This window comes from Bacteroides sp. HF-4919 (assembly GCF_018860125.1).
This window is the reverse complement of sequence record NZ_JAHKNF010000014.1, coordinates 84,182-102,348: the sequence shown is the minus strand read 5'-3', so window position 1 is coordinate 102,348 and position 18,167 is coordinate 84,182. Positions and strand designations below refer to the sequence as shown.

Below are 18,167 nucleotides of genomic sequence, written 5' to 3'. Positions count from 1 at the left end.
AAATGTAAGTAAAAAAAGTCATAGATTCTTTTGGAGATTTCAGAAAAAGCACTACCTTTGCACTCGCAATCAAGGATGGTTCCGTAGCTCAGCTGGATAGAGCAACGCCCTTCTAAGGCGTGGGTCAAGCGTTCGAATCGCTTCGGAATCACAACGTAAAGGCAAGTAGTCTGTAAAAAGACTGCTTGCCTTTCGTCATTTTTCTGGTTATCAAACACTTAGTACTATATCGTTTCAGATCAAAATCGTGCGAATTTCTTCAAAAAGGTAGAAAACAAATAGAAAACATGCCCAAATAGGGGCATGGTAGAAAGAATTTAGAAAACAAAAATGAGCCTAATTAGAGTAATCCAAAATACACAAAGGATCAATAAAGAAGGTAATGCTCCTCTTTATATTTCTTTTTATTTAGGAAAGGAGAAAGTAGTCATACCTTGCAAACTATCTGTCTCTACAACAAAATTTGATTCTAAAATAGGAGTAGTCAAAGGTATTACTAAGGAGGCAAAAGATATTAATCTGATTATAGAACAATTGAAAGCAAAAGTTAATGATATTCTTGTTAAACATAGGCTTAAAAATATTATCTTGAATAAAAAGTCTTTCATGCGAGAATATAACAATCCTTCAGATTTTAAGTCCTTTCATGATTTCGTTGCATCTTATATGAAGACATACAGTAGAAGACTGGAAATGGGAACATTTCAACATCATAAAAGTTGCATGGGAAAGTTCAAGAAGTATTGCGAAGGATTACAATTCCACGAGCTAACAGAAGATTTTCTCAGAGATTATCTAATTTATATGAAAAAAACTCTATGCAACGCAGATTCAACGGCCCAACGTAATTTATCAACCATAAAAATATATGTATCTGCGGCTATAAAAAAGGGGTATATGGAAAATGATCCTTTTAAGGATTTTGGTGTAAAGAGAATAAAAAGTAATATTGACTATCTCACCGAAGAGGAATTGATAAAGTTCATTAGTTTATACTATGATAGAAGGTTACCTGAACGTTTAGAACGAACATTAGGTTTCTTTTTATTTATGTGTTTCACCAGTTTGCATATTTCTGATGCTCGACACGTCTGTCTTGAACAAATTAATAATGGAATACTTACTTATTATCGGATTAAAAATAGAAATTGCAAACCGGAAGCAATAAAAATACCACTTTCAATTCCGGCGTTCAAGATCATAGAGGAACTCCAAGGAAAAAGAAAAGAAGGACACCTCTTTACTTCATTGCAATGTGATCAGGTTGTTAATAGGCAAATTAAAGAGATCGCATCCATATTAGAGATAAAGAAAAAAGTGTCAGCCAAAACAGGTAGGCATACTTTCGCTACCATATTTCTAAAAAAAACAAAGGATGTAGCGACATTGCAAAAGTTATTAGGACATAGTAATTTGAAAGAAACAATGATCTATGCACATGTACTTGATGAAAGCAAACAGGAAGGAATGCAATGCTTCAACTGCTTCGCTATTTAATTGTACTTTTGTGCAATTAAGAGTTATCCTTCTGATCAATAAAAAGATGCGGGCGCACAATATTTGTACAACTCAGTACAACGCCCGCACTATTTTTACTTCATTAACAAATTCCACCCGGCTTCAATATCTGTCATGACTGCGGGAACTCCGTTTTCTACTTGGCTGATGGCCGCGGCAAAGGCACACATTGTAGCTTTGTCGTTAATATCCGGAACGTACGTTGACGGAACTTGCATTTCGCTGCACACACGAGTGATGTATCCGGAAGTGTTGTTCTCGCAGGGAGGTGCCCAACGATTAATAAACTCAGCAATAGTCTGTCGGTTATGTAGTTCCCGATAATTTTGCAGTAACTTGATCAAAGCACGATAGCCGTATGCCATCGAACTAAATTGTTTAAAACTCTGGTCTTGGCTGGGAACGATTTCACCTTGCCATTTATCCCGATCACGTCTAATGTTACCGGGATTGTTGTTTCGTAATCCTCTACTCATTTTTTTTGTTTTTAAATTAATAACATTACCTTTGAAACGTTTTTTAAAGATTTAGTTTATCCGCCCGGCCTGTGAAGGTGGGACGGATTTCTTATTCACTCTTTATCTTGATTAAATGAATCACATTGAAACCGTATTGCCTGTCTACCGCATCATTACCATACAAATCATAACGGGCATCCATTCCTATTTGAAATTCTTGAGTCATGGCTGTCACCATGAATTCAAGCGATATCACTTTATCCTTATTGTCATAAAGCAATTGTCCGTTGAACTCTTTACTGGCAATATAGTTAGTAAGGACAGTATCCGTATTATCGCGGACGAAAGCAATGCCGGTTCCGGTCTGTTCTTTCACCAAATGTCTACCAAACAGATTTACGATATACTTTCCAGGAACAAGATTTCGAATTACAAAAGCGGACCGTCCACTAAACCCATCCTTGATTTTCCAGCCAGTTTGTACGTTCCCCGCCGTTGTTATCGTAGTTATCATATTATCAGGGTAAATAGCAGAATTATCTCCGGTTGCGGGTGAGGATATATAAAAATTACTGTTACCAATATTTTTCCAGACTAAGAACCCATACGTATCATCTACAAACGGGTTAATGTTTGCAACGATCCCTCTGCTTACTTGATTCACGTCGTACAAAGGAGTATTATTATAATTCTTTTGCTCACCACGCGGTAACTTGGTGAATCCTGTTTCAACGATGTATGGAAAGAATTGAGGACTGTTAGTCGGGCTTGCCCAGGACTCACCCCTTACAAATGAATCCATATACGCCGCAGTGGCCTTTACTTCCCATTCTGCTACAACAAGTTTTATTGTGACGGTTTGCGATACAATCTCGTTCAAATTATTGCGGGCTTCTACAACTATGCTATTATCACCGGAAATAAGGGTAATTGACAACTTATCAGAGATCGTTTCCCAGTTTGTATAACTTCCATCGTTTTGTTTATAGCGGATTTCCGATACATTGGCATAACCAATCCCCAGTTCAATGTCAGAAACGAAATAGGTTGAATTTACATTAACTGATAGGTGGGGATCATTAACTCCCGACTGACGATTCATAGTAACCGATATTGCATGGGATTCAGACACGCCGTACACATTCCTCAATCGAACATATAAATTCTGTTGCACTCCGAATAACGGTTTAATATTTATATCAAACCGATTCTTCAGACATTCAGGATCGAGTGAATCATACCATTTGTGCTGTCCTGTTGGTATAGCGTAGGATTGGATATTTTTGAAATCCGGTTCTTCTGATACATCAAGAAAATTAGCTTCTCCAAATTCCTTATTTGAGTTCACAGTTGTTACTATGGCATTAGCACTCGTCACAGATGAAGGACAGGAAACGGATGACAATACCGGAGTTTCATTAAAGGCCGGCAGTTGCGCCGCGTAAGGAGTTTGCAACTCCCCAAGCTGTTTAACGAAATACCAGGCTTTGTCCAGGTTATCCGGTGTCCGGTTGTTTAAATACTGTTGCACATGGCGGGAAGCGCGTTCGGGAATATCGGTTGAATAGCCAAAGTTGATCAACCCCGTTTTCATGTTCTTATGAAACATGGTCACACCATTCCCCCTGGTGACTACCGCAGTTTCTGGAAGGTTCCTGATGATGGCGGAATAAGTTTTATAACTGAGATAATCAGGTATGCGGATACTGATATTAAACCGGCAACCTTCCGCTGTTAATGTTTTGGTTATTTGGGCGACACGCTGATAGTACATGTACTCAATACTTTCATCAGCCGGGCAGAACCAAATCATATCCATACCATTGGCACCAACCACATCAAATACCTCTTCGAAGAAATCCAAATCCTGCTTTAACATGGCACTCGCCTCCGTATTGGTACTGCCGCTGGCTTCAAGATCATAGCCCAAACCATGCGTCAACTCTGTTGCAAGGGTAGGTATCCCCACGAGGGCCTTTTGATATTGCGTTTTCCATAACTGTACTGTATACGGATGGTTGTTGGCATAGACATACCTGGTGTTCAATGTGTTGCGTATCTCCGAAAGGGGGACGTCCGACAAGTCGGAATCCCAACTAAACGCAACCCGGTGCGTCGGTAATCCATAGTACTGCACGGCCTCAGGGAAACGCTCACCGTAATTGGTACCGGCCACGCCTGCAGCCAAATCATCCGGGGAAGTAAAAGCATATCCACCCCCGGACATAAGCAGGGTCTTAGGGTCTTTGATACACGGTTGAGTATAATAAGGGTCCCCATCCGGATTGGCGTAAGTTACAGAAGTATACCCAAACTCACGGAACAGGGTCTCCCTGTCACGCTGTAGAGGATAACTGTAATCATTGGCGTATTTAGGCTTAACAGGGTCCGAATCGAGAAAGACCATGTTATGTAACAGGAAATGCGCCCCGTAGTCACGCATCCTTAAGATGTCTTCCCGCTGCACGGCGGTGACTTTGCCCGAGTCAAAGGACAATCCTTCGTTATCCTGGACCGTACCGGCCGTGTCAAATACGAACGGCATCATCACCCCACATCCGTTTGTATAGCCAAGACGGCGGGGAGAACGCCTGCGCTCAGCCGGAAGTAAGGCGTTCATTTCTTTATCCGAACGTTCATAACGTTTAATCTGTCTTGGGAGAATTTCACGGTTACAATACCGGAAAGCCATGCGCCACAACGAAGTTAAGTTGTCATCATTACGAAGATTGTAAACAAACTTCTTGTCATACTTATAATAAGGGATTTCCATGGTCATCGCTTGTGCCTGTTCACGGGTACACCGGACATCGATATCAAAGCTGTAATGGACCAATTCGGGCTCTTTGTATAATACAGGAACGACAATCTCTTCTTGATAAGAATCATCCGCATTTTTAAAACTCCAGTTGAGGTACTTAGTACCGAACTCAGCATAAAGTTCGATGTTGACCATTCCGTCTGCGGGCATCGGAGTCCAATCTACAGACTGCAGGACTGATTCCGTACCATTCTCTTTGATGGATTCACTGTAACGGTAATGCGATGCACTGCCCTTTGAGGTAAGCCGCCACTTGGTAAAGATGGAACTTACCGAGTTATCCGTGTCATCAAGCCCTTGGCAGACAACCGTGACAGCGAAAGGAACTATCTTCATATCGATACCGGCCCTTACACCGTTTTTATTCACAGCCGTGATCCTGACCTCACCACGGCTGGAAACAGGCGTGACGATCCCATCCCGGTCTACCGTTGCCACACCGGTGTCGGAGCTTGAATAGGTCAGGTACAAACTGGCATTGCTGGGGATAGTGACAGGTATCAGCTGCGTAGTATGGCCGGCTACCAATTTATTATTCTCACCAGGAAAAGACAGCGCCACGAGGGTAACTTCTACAAGGACGGCACATTCAGCGAAAGCGCCGCTGCCGGCTTTTACCTTGATGACGCATTCGCCCTTCCCCACAGAGGTTACAAGCCCTTTGCTGACAGTGGCCACTAACCGATTGCTGGTAGTCCAGGACAGGGCTTTGTTCGTCGCGTCCGAAGGTTCATAACCCGCTGTGAGTTGCTTGTTGTCACCCAGTTCCAAAGTGATTGACTCGAAATCCAGAAACACTTGTTCGATCGGTATGCCAGATTCCCCACCGACAGCGAAAGGAAGGGTGCCCAGATAGGCCTGCGTAATTTTACCGCCTTCAACTATCACGTACATTGTTACCGGGTCAAAAGCCTCTAACGCGTTATATTCCTCAATGGATGAGAAAATCACGCAGCCCATCTTACCTTGTCGCATATCCTTTACCGCACGAACCAGAGCGTTAAATTCATCTGCGGAAAGCATTCCCGAAGAATCCCTGCCTTCATTCTCTACTTTTGTACCTATATCTGATATGTCCATGTCATTTTGATTGAAAAATAAAAGGGAACACATACGGGAATCCCTTCGTTCCCTGCTCTATCCTGCCACCGGGAGCGGAAAGGGCGTGCATGATTATATTGGTTTCCAAGACCCCCACACCGGACATGTCACTCTCAAAGCGTGAGATTACCGCACGTGTGGTATTTCCATGGTCATCAGTTTTACGAACTGACAAAACGAACTTGATATAGCCCATTACTCGTCTTTTTCCAGCAGGTTGATTAACTCACGCTTAATAGCGGCGATAAATCCGGATGATTTAACGACTTCCCGAATCGCCGCACGGTATTTATCAGGGATTTCGACAGCACCGGTAGAGAAATAAATCTCTTCCGCCAGCTTCTCGAAACCAATATCCAGAAGAACAGAACCGTTATACATCATCATATTGCCGAGATCCTGCGCAATATCAAAAACGCGTTTATCTCCCTCAAAGGAGAAAACGACTTCCAATTGTCTAAAATCGATTTCCATACCTTATCATATTTTAAATTACAATGATATTTTATTATAACTCCATGATTTTCCACCCCATATGCATATTGCAAGATGGTTATTTTCTTTCAATAAATCCGATGTGGCTCCCCCATTCAACGTGCTTCCATTAGCGTGTACGATCGGTCCTTTACCTGTGTTCGGCCATCTTTTAATCAAGTACACTTTGCCGACCGGCGGATCTTTTGGCAGATACACATTTTGATCACTTCCGGTGAAGCTGCATGATACAAAACAGTCTTCCAAGGTCAGATATCCTCCTGATGTCATTGAACGAAGTTTAACCGCAAATCCGGAGATACACCCGATTAAAGCAAGCGCGATGTTATTTTCTTTTTCGGCGGCTCCGGTAGCGGAAAAACGAGCGGCAATACATTTATCCGCTGAGCTGTTATTATTGATCCACAACGGGACATTCAACCCTAAAGCGGCAGGTGCGGTATTAATACCTAAACCGGCAGTAATGTCATCCCCGGAGAATAGGATGTTTCTATCAGAGATGGTCATTTTACCGGAACTTAGCGAGCTTCCTGAAATTCTAAAACCGGCGATTAAGCAACCATCCGTGACAGTCATGTTCCGGACCGTCATTGCGCCATCCGTACTTACTACAAAATTATCGTTGATAATAGTCTTTCCGGTGAAATTGATCTGATCGGCCTGGATAGTGGCGTTTGAAATCAAATTACCGGCCTGGTCGGAAGTGATGAACGTGCTGATGTCCGCACGTTTGACAAGCCCGTCCTCGGTGGCTTGAGAAGCGAACAAACCTGCGAAATCGGACGTCGTCACCAGTCCGGAAGTGCTGATATTGGTCACTTTGCCGTTGGCGTCGAAAGTCACCTTCTTGGATAGCAATGTATTGAAATCGGACGTAGTTACCAACCCGGAGGTATTGATATTGGTTACCTTGCCGTTTGCATCGAAAGTGATCTTGCCGGCCAATGCGGATATCGATTCTTTTGTCTGCTGTATCGCCGTGGCATGCTTGGACACGGTATCTCCCAAAGCGTCCGCATCCTTTTGGGCCTTCGAGGCCGCATCACCCGAAGCAACAGCTTTCCAGTAAGCGTCATACGCATCGTTGATACCTTGATTGGCCAACTTCTTTGCCGCTTCAATACCTTCTGCCGAATCGGTAACGGCAGCAAGTATACGGTCGCCCAAGTTTTCAAGATAGGCAGTCGTAGCAGCAGAGGAAGGTTTCCAATGTGAGATTGAAAACGCCGCGCCTTCCGTTTTTGCGGCTATGCAGACAAGGGAGTCATTTTTATAAGTGACGCCGCCACCCGAGTAAGTGGCGTTCACCCATAAATCACCAATGTCATAAGCCTGTGCGTTGGTCGGCTGAGCTACAAACACCCGGCGTTTTCCGTCCGCGGTGTCCTGGGCTTTGGCAGCATTTTCCAACGCCTTCACCGTATATTGGTCGGTAATTTCTATCCATGCCCCATCCTCGAAGCGATAGGCCAGTCCACTCGTACGATTATAAAAGAGATCCTGATCGTGCAGTTCTTTTAACTCCGGTGTGGTCCAGTCCGATGCCGGGATGTTATTCAAAGCAGGGACATGCTCAAAGAACCAGATAGTGTACTCCTTATCCGTTTGTTCTTTGATTAAGGCCATATCCACTTGAAGAGCTTTGAACATATCATCAAAGTTTTCTCCTGTAGTGGAGGATATGAATTGTCCTATAAGCTTGTTAAGCGTGGGAGACAAGACAGTTACCTCCTTGTTGTGTAGTGTATACCCGTCGATACCCTTGTACTGCTTGAAGCTGGGCGCATCATCGCCATAAGAAGACAGTATAATAGCATTCTGACGGCTACGGTCATTGCGGTTGCCCAACTGGCAGATATCATCATCGGTAGTCGGCACATCGCTATTGGCGTCACAATCCGTTTTAGACAAATCAATGTAATCATCACCGATGGCAGTAACCAAGCGCCAGTAATAGCGATTACCTATATTTTCATGCATACCGGATTCGATGTTGAACTCACGGATGGTTGCCTGGTCACCGGGGACGAACTCGTTGTGAATAGTACGGTCACCGTCCGTCTTTTTGAAATAACAGCGATAGACGTCAGCTAACTCCTCCACTTTGATACATTTCATGCTTGCCGGAGTCAGGATATAGTTGCCGCCAACATGACGTAGGGTGGCGATTATCAATTCCGTGAAATAGGCTTTCATCCGGACGAAGAGTTCGTCTACCTCTATGTAGGACTTACCCGTAATAGGATCAATCTTGACACAGGCACCGGAACCTAAGGGGCCTTCGGAGAAGTTGCCGAACAAGGCACCGGCAAACATGGTCAACAGGTAATTGGTACTTTCATCTTGATCTTTGCGGAGGAAAATCTTTGCTAATTCTTCTAACTTGATTTTCTTTAATCCTTCATTTAACCAATCAAGTACTTCCGCTACATGCCGATTGGATACACTATTTTTGAGTACCGCTTTATCAATGTAATCAATGAGTTCATCTATAAGTTGTTGCTGATCGGCCATATCAATTAAATTGAGGTGTGAACTGTTCGGTATGTATACGGGGATTTCCTATTTCGTCCTCTGAAAGTGATCCGGTGTAACGAACATCGGAGTCAACGAAATGAAGAGTCATTTTAATACTTTCCGGTACAGTGGAGCGTATGGCATGGGTGAGGTTGTCGGCTACGGCATTCACCCTGATGTTTCGTCCGGAAAGTCCGAGTATCTTTATGTCATCGGAAGCAAGCATATCCATTAAATGCACAAGCTCTTCGGTATTGCGATATCCGGATTCGACCTGAAGCTTGTCACGGGCAGACTGTCGCTCGCGGGCCTCGATATAATCATCAATGCTTTCATCGTAAATCTGATAAGTGGAGTCGGACTCAATTTCAGACTCGATGTTACCGATACCGGTGACTTCAATGCGTTCATAGGCTCCATAGGAGTTGAGAAATTCAAGTAAATAACGCTCACGGGATACTGTTCCGGGAGTGATGACAATAGTACAACTTTTGGTTGATCCGGAATAGATATCGAAAACAGAAGCTAACTTTTGATTAGTTTGAAACAGTTTTTGCCGGAGCCGATATAGGTTAAGGGCTACCGGCTGTCCGGCTGTTCCGGACAAAGAGGTTTCAATGCCGGCTGCAACTATTTTTAATGCACCATCCGGATAAAGGAAAGGAATAGGTAGGAGTTCGGTTTCTCGGATGGTGATGATCCGCCCGTTGGTACGGGTGGTTTTGAAGAAATTGACCGATGAATTGAGCAGCTTCCAAGTGAATATATTGCTATTTTCATCTAACAGACGGCGTAATAGCCGCTTGCTGATGCCTCCGATAACTGCTTTCAGAGAAAGAGTTTTAGTTTCTCCCTGGGTGTTTTGGACACTAATGGCAATATCTGTAGCTGAAGTAGAATCGGCCAGTAATATATCAGTGGATTCGTTAAGCAGATGTTTGGGACTGAGAATACCTGAAAGGATATCCTGAAGAAAAACAGAGAACTCACCTTCACCACTTCCGGAAAAGATGGTGCGGTCGGCCTGACGAATAGTGTAGCTGACTACTGAACTGGAGTTTATAGTCAGCTTGATGGGATTTCCGGCTAAAGCGATTGTAGACGGATATATGTTTGCTGTTAAACTCATAGTGCATTGTAATTAGTTTGTATAATGGTACCGGACACAGAAGAGGTCGAAGAGCAATACAATGCCAGGAACTCTTCCCGTTCCGGAGTGGGGGTGGTGATGAAACGGAAAAATTCATCGGTTGTAGCCCCGGAGGAACTTGTAAATTTCCGGTAAGCGGCAAGCAATGCAGTTACATTGCTTGTCTCAATTGCTGCTGTGATGGTCTTATCGTCATTCATGTTGCAAATATGATGTTTTGATCATGTGCGGCAAAGGACAACTAAAGCAGTTCTGCTTTAACGGAAAGCCCGTAAGTAATGGCATAGTGTACGCCTCCGTATTCTTTATCTTTCCAGATGATATCACCTTGAGATGTCTGACCATTGGGAACCCGGACCTTGTAGTAAAGGTCGAAACTGTAATTGATTTCTTTGATGAAGAACTCTTTGCCGGCTTCATAATCTTCTTGAGTCGGTACAGTAAACGGTATCTCAATATCCGAAACCTGATCACTTACCTCGTTTTTACGTAGCACTCCGAGCCATTGCGCCGGTGGGGTAATAGCCTTCTTCCACTCCTCAACTTGTGCCCGTATCTTGAGTTCTACTATGTTTTCACGATTATTGTGAAACGCCCATTTGTAGAGTTGCTCAATCGTTTGTATTCCTTGCTCTGCATCCAAGTCTAAATCGGTTTCCCCGACAGGGATCAGGAGACGAAGGGTACGAAGACGGACAGTAGCCGGACGTGAAAGAAGTTTGGGTAATGTATAGCGCATTGTATCAAGCAGTAATCGTTGGCCATCTATATTGATCGTTTGACTGAAATCAATATTGAGTAATTGAATTGGATTCAAGTGTACGGGAACTTCAACCGTATGATTGGAATGTCGGAGAATAGCGTCAAATCCCTTCCAAAAACGGGAGAACAGGCCATTATCACCAGTAAAGGTCATGGAGATATCAAATGTGTGGCCGTTGATGGCAATAGTCTCACCGCCGGGTGCGTAACATCTTGGCGATCCGTAGGGGTAGGGAGTGGATGCACGGGGCATGGAAAAGCAAAAGCATAGAGGAGTTTGGGTGTTTTGCTCCTCTGATAGTTCTACGCTGGCGCTGGAAATATTGGTATATTTGTGTACTTTTCCCAGGAGATAGGCAGGACAAACCGGTTGGTCATCGGGATAAGAACCTTTCATCGGCAGGCATTCATCAATAGATAATATTTCCATATAACTGATGTTCGCTCCTTTATCCCAGGGGAAGAAGTCAGAGCTGCGGGCTTCACGAACTCCGGTCAGATTGTTACGGACATAGTAAAAACCATCCCATAAAGAATAGGTGAGATATCCTTTTGCTGTGTTACTTGACAAGACATGGCCAAAGGGTTTGAGAAATTTGTCGAGTGAGTCGCTGGTAGGAGCAGCTACTAAATTGGTATAAGGACCAGAGATATTGGTCGATGCGGAAAGCTTGAGTTGCTGTGCAGCAGCATAGTTGATAACAGGACGGGCCGACTTGAGCAGGGACCAGTTCAGTGAGGCCGGAGCTGAGATGATATCTTTGATAAATTTGAGATTAACGGTTTTATTTTTTCCATCAACAAAATACACCATACCAAAGCGACAGTAGAGGGCTTGTAGGAACTCGTTAATCGTGCAATCGGGTAGAAGGTCAGAGTAATCAATGAAGCCTTTGACTATGCTGTCGGCCATGTTGTTCAGAACTACCAGACGGGAGAGTTGACGGTGGGTTGAGAATGGATTTTCAAGGACCGTATAACCGTACCGGACGAATATAAAATTGAGTATCCAAGATACTTTTAAAAATGGGCTGATGGCATAACCTTCAGGAACGGAAGTAAGGACGGGTTCATTATTGATAAGGAATGTTTCTTGCCTGGCAGCTCCCTGAAGGGAGTAGGTACCGGTCTCTGATTTAGCTATTTTATTGATGTATTCGGGGTAGTAAGTGGTGGTTTCCGTACCGTTCACGGTTGTTGTATGTGATGGCATGGACACACAAATGGGAAAAATGGAAAGAGCATCGTCTACGATTGTTTCATTCATAATAGAATTGAGCAAGCTGATGACTCCGGCTGTTCCCCCTTCGGGACGAATAACCGGAGCAGAGAGGGAACGGAGTGAAACAGCATTCCATTCCGAGTAGAGTTCAGACTCGTCAAAACCTATATTGGATACGATTCCTCCGGATTTGGAAGCTTGTGTGATGTTCATCTTACCTATTCGGTTGTAGACACCATCGGAGACGGTGACACGGGCATCCGGGGCAGGGGAGTAGGTACTATCCGGACGATGGACATGGGTGATCAGTGAAAGGTTGTTTCGGGAGGCAGGAAGCGTGGCAGGTACGGATTGTGAACCACGTTCGTTGTAAATAGGGGAGGTGTCTTCGATCTCGATGCTGAAATCGTTTTGAAGATCGAATATTCCTAATTGATTTTTTATCTTGAGTGACATGTGTTATTGTTTTTTGCGGGTGAATGGTTCCTTTGATTTATCTGCTAATTCTTGTGCTTCGTTGAGCTCGCGAAGCACGACGTATGCTTTGAGGTATTTAAGTTTCTCAATCAGTGCATGTAACTCTTTGATCAGTTGAGCCAAGTTTGCTTCCTTATCAGTCGGTGAAGAAGTTGTCTGAGAGATACGGGAAGTACTGTTACGGATCGGATCGTAATTGCCTTCAGCACGCTGGGGAAGTCGGCCACTGCGGGCATCCTGAATGGCCTGTACGACAATGGGGTAATTAATGTGGTGCTGAAGACGGGAAAGATCTTCGGCATTGATGATCAACTCTGCTCCGGATTCGGATATCAATGAGGTACGGCGGACGATTCCTGTCGGTGAATCACCTATGTAGGGAACACCCCGATAGGTCCGGCCATCATCTTCACCAATGACATCGTATCTGCCGGATGCCCATTGCTTGACTTGTACCTGGGCAGTTTTGGTACTGTCGGTATTGTTATCGGTTGCGGAAGAACTCCCCCCTTTAATCAGTCCTTTGAGCGTTGATTTTGCAGCGGCCAATGCTCCCATGATCAGTCCGGAGAGAACTGCGGCACGGGCTGCACCGGTTGCTCCAAAGGTTGCAACAGAGTCAGGCATGGCATAGGCTTCGGCAGCGGAACGGGCTACAGCTCCGACGGCTACACCCGTGGCCTTGGCTATTTCAATATCAATCATCTGGCTCAGTACATCGAATAGGATATCGAGCATGGTATCAGCAAAGTTCTGCAGGGCATTTTCTTGACCTGATATCATTTGTCCGAGGGTATCGCCGATCTGTTCACCGTATTGCCGGTACTGTTGTGCCTGTTCGGTGAGCCTTTGTTTCTCCTTCCTGGCCAGTTCGTCTTTTTTCTTTTGAGCTGCATCTTCAAGTTTCTTCCGCTCTTTCTCTTCATCTTGAAGACATTTTACTTTAAAGTCGAGTAGTTGTTGTTCAATAGTGCGCCGTTGATCAGCGTCGAGATTAGCAATTTTGAGAACACGTTCCAGGTGCATGATGGTGAGATGCTCCATGGCTTCATTGTACTCTTTCTCTGTTTTCAGATTTTCATCCTTACCGGAAACATAGAGACGTTTTAGGTCCTTTTGTTGGTTTTCATAAAGTGTCTTTTCTTCAGCGAGCTGTCGGTTCATCTGCTCTTTTTGCTGTTTAATTTTGATATCGTTGATTCGATTTTGAGCATCAATACCTTCTTTACTTTTTGCACCGGCTATATTAATGATACGTTGCTGATGTTCTAATTCGAGGGTTTCCATCCGGTCATTAAACTGCTGTTCGGTTTGCAAGGTCTCGTCCTGGCGTTTGAGATAGGCTTCTTTAAGTTCCGACTGGTGTTGAGAGTAGAGCTTGGCTTCTTCTTCAAGTCTCTTTTTAAGAAGGGCTTTGGCTTTCTCTTCATCAATTATGGGAGTTGTTATTTTGTTATTTGTAGTTTCTTCATTCGCTTTGTTGACCTCCTCTATGGCTAAAGCTGATTCGCCTATCTCTTTGGTTATTTCATCTATTTTCTCAGAAATTGAGGATAAATTTTTTCGCGTTTCATTAAGAGTTTCTAAAGCTTTTCCTTCTTTTTCTGTGCCAAAAAGTCTGGAAATTTTAGCTGTAAGGCTATTCCGATTATATCCTTGTAAGGTATTGGTTTGGCGAATCTTCCAATATTGATCACTTTGGGTTTCTTCATCTTTTTCCAGTGTACGTTTCTGGGCATAAAGATTTTCAAGTTCTTGCTGTGCTGCTTTTAACTTGATTTGCTTTTCAAGTTGTACCAAATAATCTTTGATTGCGTCTGTATTGTTTTTCGTTAATGTTCCTTCATCGGTTAGTTGGGCATTGTAGTCTGGAATGATTTCTTTTAGATCATTTAAAGCCTTTCGACGAACATCAAGCGCAATTCCATTATCATTGATGACAGCAGTCAAAGCACGTATCTTCGATTCTTGTTGAATAAATGATTTATTGGTCTCTTCATTTACTTTTTTTATTCCTGATACAGAATCTTTTAATTCATCGTTTTTCTTTTTTAAGTTTATGAGGTAGGCTATAGCTGTGGCCGCGACTACGGCTATTATACCATAGGGGTTTGTCATCAGCTCTTTCTTAATGGCTTTTAAAGACTTTGCAATATTATTATTCCAAAATGTAACGACTTTACTGATTATTACATCAGAGTTCTTAGCAGCTGTGTAAGCTATAAGGGCAATGGTCAATAATGTAATGGCCCTTTTGTTTTCATTGATGAAGTTTAATAGTTTAATGAGTTTTCCAGTCCAACTGACAGCACCATTTGCTGCTGATATGAGGGCGGGATTGAGTTTTTCTAATAATTCAATACCAAGTTCCTGCATGCGGTTTTTAGCTTGCGATAGTTTAGCTGCCGCTGTTTCTGATTTTGTGGCAGCCTGTTCCATGGCTACAGATGTACCCGTAACTACTTGAGTGTAGTATTTTACCTTATCGGCTTCATTGATAAGTACGGAGGCCACATTGTATCCTTCTTCTCCAAATTGCTTCTTAATCTGGGCTGCTGAGAGTTGTTTTTTCTGAAGGTTATCCAAAGCCTTCTCTAAACCGACGATTTTGGGATTTGTATCATCTGCTCCGGTTTGTAGGGTAAGGAAGAATTTCTTTAAGCCGGTACCGGCTATTTCGTCTTTGATACCTTTTTCGGCCAGTGTTTCAATAGTACCTACAAGCTGTTCGATAGGAATTTCGGCAGAGGCAGCAGCTACCCCGGATTTGGTAACGGCTGTGGTGACGGACTCTACGGCTGCTGCTCCATATTTAGAGCCGGCGGCCATGACGTTTGCATAGCGTGAAGCTTGTTCGGCACCATCACCATATTGGTTAAGAGAAAGGGTGACGGCATCGACTGCATCCTTCAGGGTCATACCTGATGCAGAAGCTAATATAAGGGTCTGTTTTGTCACCTCGGCCAAAGCTTCTTTGTTGTCAAGAAGTTCGGGCTTGGCAGAGCCTACCAATTTGTAGGCATCAAGAATTTCCGTTGCGGACTGTCGAATGCGAATGCCGGATTCGGTCATTGTCGTTGACAACTGGACAGCTTGCTGTTCCAACCAGTTTATATCGTCTTTGGAAAGTCCGGTAAGAGCTTCAACATCGGCTTTTGCTTCTTCACGTTTGTTTCGCTGTTCTCGGAGTTGGTTGAGCTTCATAGAAACTCCGGTGATAGCTGCTATGACAGTACCGATCAGACCAATATATTTGTTAATGAATCCGGAGGCACGTGACCAGACATTACCTTGTGCACCTACCTCGACACGCATGGCGGCTTGTGCTCTGGAAAGGGCTTCAGTGACACGCCGATTCTGCTCAAGAGCAGCAGTATATTGTTTCGTTCCGGGCACTGCATTACGAAGCTCTTTTCGGACACGGGATTGGACAGCAAGGAGTTCGTTATAAGTTGCTCCGGAGAGGTTTTTGAGAACTCGTTCTGTTTCGGCTAACTGTTTTTCGTAATTCTGAAGAGTTCGGTTTTTTGCATCCAGTTCTTTCTTGAGGTCTTGGGAACGCTTTGCATAGTCTGCTTCTCTTCCGGTAAGTGACTTGAGTTTGTCTTCAAGACGAGAAATACTTTCTTTTACCAGGTCTATCTTATTAGTGGCTTCTGAGCCATCAATATAAAGTTTGATACTGCGGTTTAGGTCGTTTGCCATATTAGAGACTGTTTCGTTTATCTATGTATATTCGGGTAGCATCAATCAGCATGGTGTCGAAATAACCGGTGACGATATCGGCTAATTCATTGATCCGGTTACGAATTACAGGATCAAACCATTCGTAGGCCCGGCGGTTGCCTTCATTCTGTCGTCCGAGTGATTTGAGATTTGTATGACGGACAATACCGGTATCGATCTCGACCCCATTAATTTTTTTGAGGTAATTCCATTTAGAACCGATGAAACCTCCCTGACCTTCACCGGCACCCTTGTGAATGTAGATTCCATGTCGAGGGAAGGAGAAACCAAGACGGTTGATAATACCGTATTTGTCGGTGTAGGCCCGTGGCTCAAGTTCGCGGGCTATTCGCATACTGCGGCCGGCTATTCCGGCTCGTAATTGTCGGAACACACTATCTTGCCACTTTTCGACGGCCTTGTTATATGCAGTCAGTCTATCAGCATCCTGAGCCATTGAAAAGCGTTCGGTTTCTGAGACGGTTTCAAGGCGGATCAGTCCGGATGCCGGGGCATTAGTCAACTGTGTGGCTTTTCGGCGGGAGGCGTTATAGCGTTTGACTTCAGCACGATAGGTACTTAATCTTTTATAATATCCCATCGTTAATCCTCCCAGTATGTTTGATCAATGAAATAGGTTTCAGGTTGAGCCAAAGAGAATGTCAGTACTACACCATAGAAATTATCACCAATCGGACCAATACCATTAAATTGAATGGTATCGTCAATGAATTCTGAAATGTCGGGGTCTTGCAGGATACAGTTCCGAATTTGTTTTGCGACAGCTTTGCATTCTTTTGCTGCCTGGTTGACTGTTTCCGGACGATCAGAAACAGTGTTCTGTACAACAATGAAAGAGAACATATCATTGTTATTAAGCGCATCCGCTTCGTTTCGTTTTGATTCAGACTCACAGCCATCAACTGCAATCAGGATCATGCCGGATACGGATGATAGTTTCTCATTAAAATTATATAAGTCCTCAAGTCCGAAAGCGGTGAAGAATCTGGGCTTTTCGGGTGTGTGGGCAATAGGCTTTAAGCGGATGGCAAGTGTTTTGCCATATTCAAAGTGGTTGTATATCTCCATAAAAGTCAGGGGTTAGGTTATGGAGACAAAAATAGCCCGCAGAGAGCGGGCTATAAAGGACAGGTAGAAAGCTACTGAGATAACAGGATGTGAATCAATTCACGAAGTTGTGCGGCTGCACGTTGCTTCTCTATTGGTGATGTACTTTCGGATAATAGTATATCAATGAGGGCTAATGCTTTTTCTTTATTCATTGTGATTTGATTTTAAAATGATTAAATGTATAACGAACACTAACTAAAAGCCAAACGGCTCGTATTTCTGCGAGTTTGGCACGGCGAGTATTACGGGTCATAGCTGATTTCCTTTCTTGTTATTGGTATCGGCAATGGCATCAATGTATTTCCTAATGGTACGAAGTCCCATAATCAAATTAAGTCTCTCTTTGTCCGTTATATTACAGGAATCAATTACAAGGAGGATATCGATAGCCTCTTCTAAAGAACGTTTCATCCAATCATGTTCGCAGTCTTGAATACGGTGGATGACTTCGATAGCGTTCTCCGTCAGGGTGATACCGTTAATTTGAGTAGTGATCATTGTTTACCTCCTTTCTTAGCTTTGATAACACAATAAATGGCTGCAAGAATACATGGAGGAAAGATGAACGTAGCACAAAGGCAAGCAATGGCACTGACATAGTAAGTGTCAGAGGAGGTTTTAACTTTGCAATCGGATGGGATAAAATCATCAATTGCGGAATTGGACTGATGGGGGATTGTGGTGGGTTCCGGTGTGCGGAATTGAGGCACGAAAAGGGTGCCAGAATCTTTTTGTTTCATACGATAGGTTTTTAGCATTTTAGTTGAGAACCGCCCAACCAACGGAAGT

At 43.6% G+C, this 18,167-nt stretch carries 15 protein-coding genes and 1 tRNA gene; 2 read left to right on the top strand and 14 right to left on the bottom strand.

Going from position 1 to position 18,167, the window contains the following annotated elements; all coding sequences use genetic code 11:
- The first annotated feature begins 77 nt into the window (after positions 1-77).
- Positions 78-151: transfer RNA gene (locus KO473_RS20180), tRNA-Arg, on the top strand.
- A 179-nt stretch (positions 152-330) separates the two neighbouring features.
- Positions 331-1,497 (top strand): site-specific integrase, encoded by a 1,167-nt coding sequence (locus tag KO473_RS20175; RefSeq protein WP_122130625.1) that lies wholly within the window; start codon positions 331-333, stop codon positions 1,495-1,497.
- Between the two features lie 95 nt (positions 1,498-1,592).
- On the opposite strand, the gene KO473_RS20170 is transcribed toward KO473_RS20175, so the two are convergent.
- From KO473_RS20170 to KO473_RS20110, 14 genes are all read right to left on the bottom strand, one after another.
- Positions 1,593-1,994, bottom strand: a complete 402-nt coding sequence (locus KO473_RS20170) for a structural protein P5 (protein WP_122130624.1) — start codon at positions 1,992-1,994, stop codon at positions 1,593-1,595.
- Positions 1,995-2,085: 91 nt separating this feature from the next.
- Positions 2,086-5,877: an Ig domain-containing protein gene (locus KO473_RS20165; protein ID WP_181996053.1), complete on the bottom strand. Its 3,792-nt coding sequence runs from the start codon at positions 5,875-5,877 to the stop codon at positions 2,086-2,088.
- 1 nt (position 5,878) lies between these two features.
- The gene (locus tag KO473_RS20160) at positions 5,879-6,094 is read right to left on the bottom strand and encodes a hypothetical protein (RefSeq protein WP_122130622.1); all 216 of its coding nucleotides are present in this window, start codon (positions 6,092-6,094) and stop codon (positions 5,879-5,881) included.
- Complete coding sequence (locus tag KO473_RS20155) at positions 6,094-6,372, bottom strand: hypothetical protein (RefSeq protein WP_122130621.1); 279 nt, start codon at positions 6,370-6,372, stop codon at positions 6,094-6,096. The genes KO473_RS20160 and KO473_RS20155 overlap by 1 nt, the downstream gene beginning before the upstream one ends.
- 18 nt (positions 6,373-6,390) lie before the next feature.
- Entirely contained in the window at positions 6,391-8,907 is a 2,517-nt protein-coding gene (locus tag KO473_RS20150; RefSeq protein WP_122130620.1) for a hypothetical protein, read from the bottom strand.
- Between the two features lies 1 nt (position 8,908).
- Complete coding sequence (locus KO473_RS20145) at positions 8,909-10,039, bottom strand: hypothetical protein (RefSeq protein WP_122130619.1); 1,131 nt, start codon at positions 10,037-10,039, stop codon at positions 8,909-8,911.
- Positions 10,036-10,260: a hypothetical protein gene (locus KO473_RS20140; protein ID WP_005818996.1), complete on the bottom strand. Its 225-nt coding sequence runs from the start codon at positions 10,258-10,260 to the stop codon at positions 10,036-10,038. The genes KO473_RS20145 and KO473_RS20140 overlap by 4 nt, the downstream gene beginning before the upstream one ends.
- Positions 10,261-10,301: 41 nt before the next feature.
- Entirely contained in the window at positions 10,302-12,500 is a 2,199-nt protein-coding gene (locus KO473_RS20135; protein WP_122130618.1) for a hypothetical protein, read from the bottom strand.
- Between the two features lie 3 nt (positions 12,501-12,503).
- Positions 12,504-16,226: a phage tail tape measure protein gene (locus tag KO473_RS20130; RefSeq protein WP_122130617.1), complete on the bottom strand. Its 3,723-nt coding sequence runs from the start codon at positions 16,224-16,226 to the stop codon at positions 12,504-12,506.
- Position 16,227: 1 nt separating this feature from the next.
- A complete protein-coding gene (locus KO473_RS20125) occupies positions 16,228-16,848 on the bottom strand; it encodes a hypothetical protein (RefSeq protein ID WP_122130616.1) in 621 nt (206 codons plus the stop codon).
- 2 nt (positions 16,849-16,850) lie between these two features.
- Complete coding sequence (locus KO473_RS20120; protein ID WP_005795469.1) at positions 16,851-17,336, bottom strand: hypothetical protein; 486 nt, start codon at positions 17,334-17,336, stop codon at positions 16,851-16,853.
- A 71-nt stretch (positions 17,337-17,407) separates the two neighbouring features.
- Complete coding sequence (locus KO473_RS23720) at positions 17,408-17,530, bottom strand: hypothetical protein (protein WP_005795468.1); 123 nt, start codon at positions 17,528-17,530, stop codon at positions 17,408-17,410.
- 97 nt (positions 17,531-17,627) lie between these two features.
- Entirely contained in the window at positions 17,628-17,876 is a 249-nt protein-coding gene (locus KO473_RS20115) for a hypothetical protein (RefSeq protein ID WP_122130615.1), read from the bottom strand.
- The gene (locus KO473_RS20110; RefSeq protein WP_122130614.1) at positions 17,873-18,118 is read right to left on the bottom strand and encodes a hypothetical protein; all 246 of its coding nucleotides are present in this window, start codon (positions 18,116-18,118) and stop codon (positions 17,873-17,875) included. Before KO473_RS20110 ends, KO473_RS20115 begins: the two co-directional genes overlap by 4 nt.
- Between the last annotated feature and the right edge of the window lie 49 nt (positions 18,119-18,167).